This window comes from Bartonella refiksaydamii, assembly GCF_902652675.1.
GTDB classification, from domain to species: Bacteria; Pseudomonadota; Alphaproteobacteria; order Rhizobiales; family Rhizobiaceae; genus Bartonella; species Bartonella refiksaydamii.
Map to the genome: position 1 here is coordinate 1 of NZ_LR736312.1, position 6409 is coordinate 6409.

4 protein-coding genes, 1 tRNA gene and 1 pseudogene are annotated in these 6409 nt (G+C 38.0%); 1 reads left to right on the forward strand and 5 read right to left on the reverse strand.

Going from position 1 to position 6409, the window contains the following annotated elements; all coding sequences use genetic code 11:
• Nucleotides 1-86: 86 nt before the first annotated feature.
• The 5 genes from GQO39_RS06770 to GQO39_RS06790 all read right to left on the reverse strand — a co-directional run bounded on the left by GQO39_RS06770 (nt 87) and on the right by GQO39_RS06790 (nt 3931).
• Nucleotides 87-157 (reverse strand) — tRNA-Gln (locus GQO39_RS06770).
• 88 nt (nt 158-245) lie between these two features.
• Nucleotides 246-1004 carry an iron ABC transporter ATP-binding protein gene (locus GQO39_RS06775; protein ID WP_007553942.1) on the reverse strand — a complete coding sequence of 253 codons (759 nt, stop codon included), beginning with the start codon at nt 1002-1004 and terminating at the stop codon, nt 246-248.
• Entirely contained in the window at nt 1001-1951 is a 951-nt protein-coding gene (locus GQO39_RS06780; RefSeq protein ID WP_156851516.1) for an iron chelate uptake ABC transporter family permease subunit, read from the reverse strand. The genes GQO39_RS06775 and GQO39_RS06780 overlap by 4 nt, the downstream gene beginning before the upstream one ends.
• A complete protein-coding gene (locus GQO39_RS06785) occupies nt 1944-2900 on the reverse strand; it encodes an ABC transporter permease (RefSeq protein WP_156851517.1) in 957 nt (318 codons plus the stop codon). The genes GQO39_RS06780 and GQO39_RS06785 overlap by 8 nt, the downstream gene beginning before the upstream one ends.
• A 95-nt stretch (nt 2901-2995) precedes the next feature.
• On the reverse strand, nt 2996-3931 hold the full coding sequence (locus GQO39_RS06790; RefSeq protein ID WP_156851520.1) for a siderophore ABC transporter substrate-binding protein: 936 nt from the start codon (nt 3929-3931) through the stop codon (nt 2996-2998).
• Nucleotides 3932-4136: 205 nt separating this feature from the next.
• On the opposite strand from GQO39_RS06790, the pseudogene GQO39_RS08875 reads away from it, so the two are divergent.
• Nucleotides 4137-6409 (forward strand): annotated as a pseudogene (locus tag GQO39_RS08875) (hypothetical protein); the annotation flags it as partial.

A 6409-nucleotide genomic window follows, 5' to 3' on the forward strand; every position in this document is an offset into this window, starting at 1 on the left:
TTGGTACAAAACCTAGTGGCAAAATATACAAAACCTGCCGTCAAGCTACATACAAAACCTGCCGTCAAGCTACAATCAAGCTACAGCTGGGGAACTTGGATTCGAACCAAGATTGACGGAGTCAGAGTCCGCTGTTCTACCATTAAACTATTCCCCAGTACGCAGATGCCATTGTTTTTTAGCAGATTTTACAGTGTGCGCAAGTATAAAAGAGTGTTTACGATTATTGATAAGTGAGATGAATATCATAGATAATAAAGGGCGATAGGTACGCCATTAATTGTTTTGATCTGAATATCCACATCATAAATGTCTTTGAGAATTTCTGGCTGTATAATGTCTTGTGGTGTTCCACAATAAGCCGCTTTCCCATTTTTGAGTGCAACGATCATATCTGAATAAGATGATGCGAAATTGATATCATGCATGACAATCAGAATAGTTTTTTTAAGTTCATCAGCCGTACGGCGTAATTGTTTCATCATGGAAACAGCATGTTTCATGTCCAGATTGTTTAATGGTTCGTCTAACAGAAGATAATCAGTATCTTGACAGATGACCATTGCAATAAAAGCTCGTTGACGCTGTCCACCAGAAAGTTCATCTAAAAAGCAGTCTTTTAGATCTTGTAAGCCGAGATATCGGAGTGCACTCTCAATAAATTGTTTGTCTTCTTTAGTATACCAACCTTTTGAGTAAGGATAGCGGCCGAAGCTTACTAAATCATACACGGTTAAACGAAAAGACAAAGGATTATCTTGACGTAGAATTGAGAGTTTTTGAGCTAAAATATCATGGGACATTTTATTAATATCAAATCCGTCGATATTAATTGATCCTTTATGATGCGGTAACAGACGTCTTATCAGCATCAAAAGCGTTGATTTGCCAGAACCATTGGGGCCAATGAGAGAAATAATTCCCCCTTTAGGAAGATGAAGAGATAAATTATCGATAATCAATCGCGCTCCATAAGCCTTGGAAAGATGATTGATTTCAATCATTTTAGTTTTCCCTTCATTAATAAAAATAAGAAGACAGTTCCACCACAAAATTCAATAATAAAACTTAAGCGTCCTGCCATATTAAAAACTTGTTCCAAAACAAATTGTCCACCAACTAAACAAATTATCGCCAATAATATTGCAACTGGTATAACAACACTGTGTTTTGCCTGAGGAGAGAGTTCATAGGAGAGGTTGGCAACTAACAGTCCAAAAAAGGTGACGGGTCCTACCAGTGCTGTGGAAATGGATACGAGAATAGAAACAAATATAAGGATAGCTGTAGTACTTTTGTGATAATCAACTCCAAGATTGAGCGCGTTCTCGCGTCCGAGAGCAAGAATATCAAGAAGGTGGCGTTCACGCCACCCAATCAGACTTACAATGAAGACAATAATTGTGGCAAAGCCTATTAACGGCGTATTGAATTTGTTAAAATTTGCAAACATAATGTCAGTAAGATTCATCATTTGGTCTGGGTTTAATTGCAATTGCATGAACATGCGTAAACTGAAAAAAAAGCCTCCAAAAACAATACCAATCAGTAAGGTTAAATGAAGCCCCTTGAGACTCCCTGAAAAGAGCCAGCGGAAAAGGCTTATTGAAAAGAAAATAAGAATGAGAGCTTCAAGAATGAGTTGTCCTTCTTCATTTAAAAAGGGCAAAGAAAGAGAGCCGAGAAAATAAATCGTAATGGTTTTTATTAAAATATACAGTTGATCAAACCCCACGATAGAAGGAGTAAGAAGACGATTGTTGACAACTGTCTGAAATAAAACAGTAGAAACGCTTATTGCATACGCAATGAGAAGAAGAGATGCAAGTTTTGTGAAACGAAATTTCCACGTATAAATGTTGATATTCCATGACATATAGAGGCTTATTACAGTGCATGCCATTACGATAAGTGCTGTTAGTACAAGCATTGTTGTTTTCTTTTTATCCAAGACGCTTTCTCCAGCGTAAAAGAAGTATAATGAAAATAAAACTACCGATAACCCCCATTATAGTGCTGATGGGAATTTCAAGAGAAGGATGAATTATTCGTCCTAAAATATCACAGATCAAAACCAATCCTGCACCACTGATTGCTACCCAAGGAGCGGTATGACGCATGTTGTCACCCATGAAATTTGAAACAAGGTTTGGAATAATCAGCCCAACGAAAGGGATTCGTCCGACTGTACAGACGATAACAGCAGTGATTGATGCAACAATAAAAAGACCAAAGAGCATGACAGTACGATAATTAAGCCCAAGGTTATTGGTTAAGTCTTCTCCCAGACCTGCTACTGTAAAACGGTCAGCGGTGCAATAGGCAAGAATGCATAAGGGAAGAGAGAGCCATAAGAGTTCATATTTTCCTTCAAGAATCATAGCAAAGCTGCCAAATAAATAAGCTTGAAGAGAAGGAAGCAACATCTCATAATCAGCAATAGCGTTGGTTAAAGAGCCAATAACATATCCCAGCATAATCCCTGTGAGTGGTACAATGAGGGCAGATTTTAGAGGAATGCGGCGCAATAAAAACATAAAAAAAAGTGTGCCAGTCATAGCAAAAACTGTAGAGATAATCATTTTTCCAAGCACAGGGATATTGGGTAGAAAAATCATAACAAAAAGAATCCCAAGAGATGCAGATTCAACAGTTCCAGCAGTTGATGGTTCAACAAAGCGATTGCGTGCAAGAAGTTGCATAATCATGCCGGAGAGGGAAAGAGCTATGCCTACCAAAAGCACTGCGGCTGTGCGGGGAAGGCGTGTTTGCCAAAAAATAAGCAAAGCATGAGTATCACCTGATAATAAGTCAGAAAGTGTTACATCAGAATAACCAACAAAAATGCTAAGGATAGACAATAGAGCAAGAATGGTTACGGCTATCCAGTAATTTTTCACGTTAAATTATTTTCCAACAGAAAAAAGCAAAGATTGCTTATAGACAACCTTTGCTCTTAGATTTTATTTCTAAAACAAGCAAGCTATTTATACGCTTATTTATTTTTTGTAAAAGCTTCACTGATCTGTTGCGTTGCTTCGTTAAGTCCAGTGAGACCACCATTTGCACGATACCAGCTCCAAGAATCTAAATAAATAATTTGATTTTGTTTTCCAGCAGTTGTGCGTTTAACAAGTTCATTATCGAGCAGTTGTGCCGCAGATTGTCCTTCTCGCCCAATTGCGGCATCACGGTCAATAACCAGTAGCCAGTCAGGATTAGTCTCAAAAATAAATTCAGGAGAAATAAGTTGCCCATGTTTTTGCACGGTGAGTTTATCGGTTGCAGGAGAAATTCCAAATGCGGAATGAAAAATATCAAAACGCGACTTTGGTCCCAAAGCACTGATTTTTCCGCCAGAGGTCATGAGAACGAGCCCTGTGCCTTTTCCTTGAGTGTTTTGACGGACTTTTGCTAAATTTTCATTGAGTTGTGCAATTTCCTTTTCCGCTTCCTTTTCTTTACCAAAAATTTTTCCAAGAATAGACACATTCCGTTTAATATCTTCAAGAGAGTTTTCATTTCCTACTGTAAGATCAATAGTTGGAGCGATTTTGGATAAATCATTGTATTTGGCTTGAGTTCGCGAGGAAATAACAATGAGATCAGGTTGAAGCGTAGCAATTTTTTCATAATTTGGTTCAAAAACGGTACCAATTTTTTCATATTGCGCGTCATCAAATTGTTGCAAATACGCAGGTTTTTTTCCTTCAGGTACACCGGCAACTGCTTTGATACCAAGGCGGTTCATGTTATCCAGCGTTGCAAGATCGAATACTATAACCTTTCGAGGAGAGCTGGGGACACTAGTGGTGCCTGAAACATGGTTAATAGTTACATTTGTATTAACACTTATATCTGCCCATGAAAACGTCGCAAAGCTGATTGCTACAATAAAGACAGAAATTACATGTTTTAGATATTTGATCATCGTCATTTTATCTCATCCTTTTATTTTATAAATTACAATAAATTGAATATTTAAAAACTTAACTTAGGCGGACTTATGCTCAAAATGATACTTTAATAAACAACAATATGTTGCAAAGTTGTCTAGTGTATGTTACAAATCGTGCTACTACCGTATTTTCACTTAATTTTAATGCTTTTGCAAGTTAATTTAGAAAGTTTGACACATGATCAATGTATTTAAAAAGCGTACACGTTTGTGCGCACTGACAACCAGTGCTCTCTTTTTTTTACAAGGTATAGATGTTTCTGTAGGAGAAGGTAATATTCAAGCCGTTGTTAATTCTCTTTCAGCCGAAATCGTATCACCTAAGTCTTGCGAGTCTAGTTCTAGTAGTATGGAGTATGGTCCTATTAAATGTAATGATGAAAAATTTACAATGAAAGGAGGCAAGATTAAGGTAAAAGAATATGGCGAAAATGCTGTGTATGTAACAGGTAGGAGAGCAAATGTTAAATTAAAGGGTTTATCTATAGAGGGTGTAACTGGTGAAGGTGAAGATGGAGATAAGGAAAAGGCCGGTTTTGCGAGTGCTATATATGCGGAAGAGAGTGCTGCTGTTGAGTTAGTTAACACGAATATTAAGACTTTTGCGATGGGAATTGAAGTAGGAGGGGGTGCGGTAGCTAACATGAAAGGTGGAGAAATAACCAATGTCGAGACAGCTGTTTTGGCTGGTGGCTCATCTGTTTTTTTGAGTGAGACGGCTATTAATACAAGTGGAATGGCTCTATTTGCTTATGATGGGGCAGGATTAACAATGAAATTTGGATCGCTTACTTCTCCAAAAAGCATTGGAGAGGGCGGCTCTAGGGTCCACTCCAGTAGTGGGGCGTCTATTAAACTGGATGGGGTTAATGTTAAAATAGAAGCTGGAGCACAATCTCAAGAAGAATCTAAAAAATATTATGATGTCTTTTTAGCTTCAGAAAATGGTTTTGTTTCTTTTACTAATGGACGGTTTGATAGCTCCGATGCCGTTTTCTTGTGGGTTGATGAGTCTTCTAGCCGTGTTCCTAAAGTTTTAGATGGTTATAGACAAAAAGTTTCCAATGTTTCTCTTGCTAAGGTTTCCAATGTTCCTTTGAAAGAAAGTTGGAATAGCTTATATACCCATCAACAAATTGCTGAAGCAAGAAAAAAGCATAATGAAATTTATGGAGCTCATGAAGATAAAAGTTACGCTTGGGATAATTTTGTCTCTGTTGCAAGGAAGTTTATAGCTTTTAGAGAGCTGGGTTCTTTTAAGATTAGTGGTGGTATCAAATCTTCAGAGATTAATGTGAAAGGTTCGGAAGGGGTGGGCATAGCTTTTCACAAGAGTGAAAACCAAGAAAAAGGACAAAATGAAGGTAGTGAGCAAAGTGGGAACAGTGGTGATAAAAATGTAAGATATGTAGTTTCGTTGGAAAATTCTGTTTTAAAAGTTCCAGATGGTGAAGCCATTTTCAGTGATGTGGCGAAAAGTTCTGTTATTCTAAGTAAGAATTCAGAACTTTCTGGTGATCTATTATTGAAAGCTCGATTTCCTTCCCATATTTCGGTTTTTGCAGATGACTCGGTAATTGAAGGTGACCTTTTCATTGAGAAGGGTGCTATTGCAGAGTTTTACTTGTCTGGGAAATCGGAGTGGCGTTTAAAAAAAGGTAAAAACGAGAAGAGAGGCAATCAGGCAGGAGAGAATGGTGTTTGTGTAGCTTTATGTATTGCGTCTCTGAATCTTAAAGACAGTACTCTTAAATTCATAGCTTCGCAAAATGGAAATGATAATGAAAGTTATCAAACTCTTCGTATCGGGAGTGGGAGCGGTGTTGTTTACAGTTCTGAAGATGGTTGGGTTCATTTTAATGTACGTCCGAAAGTTAGACGTGGAAGTGATAATGGCCAGCAAGGTTCAGGTAAGCAGGAGTCAGATAGGCTTTTCATTCATGGTGATGTTTCTGGAAAAACGACAGTACATGTAAATGCTGTTTCGGGAGATGTTGAGGAAGGCGATGGTCAGAACTATAGTGCTTTACTTATTCGGGTTCTGGGGAATGCAGAAGAAGACTCTTTTCGGTTGAATGGTGAATATGTCACGTTTGATTCACCTTATCAATACGTTCTTAATGCTTATGGTCCGTTTCTTCCTCCGAGGAACATGTATTTGAATGGTAAATTAGTAACAAGCGGAAGAATTTGGGACTTTCGTTTAGAAAATAAAGATTATTCTTCAATATCTATGCAAGAGCCGTATAGGTCTTACGTTACACATAGTGAACCTCATAAACGTAAGGAAACCTTTGTAGTTAAGGATATAGACGAGGGAATTGTAGAGGTAGAGGTTGTTGATGAGGAGCTTGAGGCGCCTGAGCAATCTGGTGGAGAGTCTTCTGCCCTTCCGTCTTCTCTGCCATCTGCAAGTTCTCTGCCTGTAGAACGTTCTGCATCTAATGATCT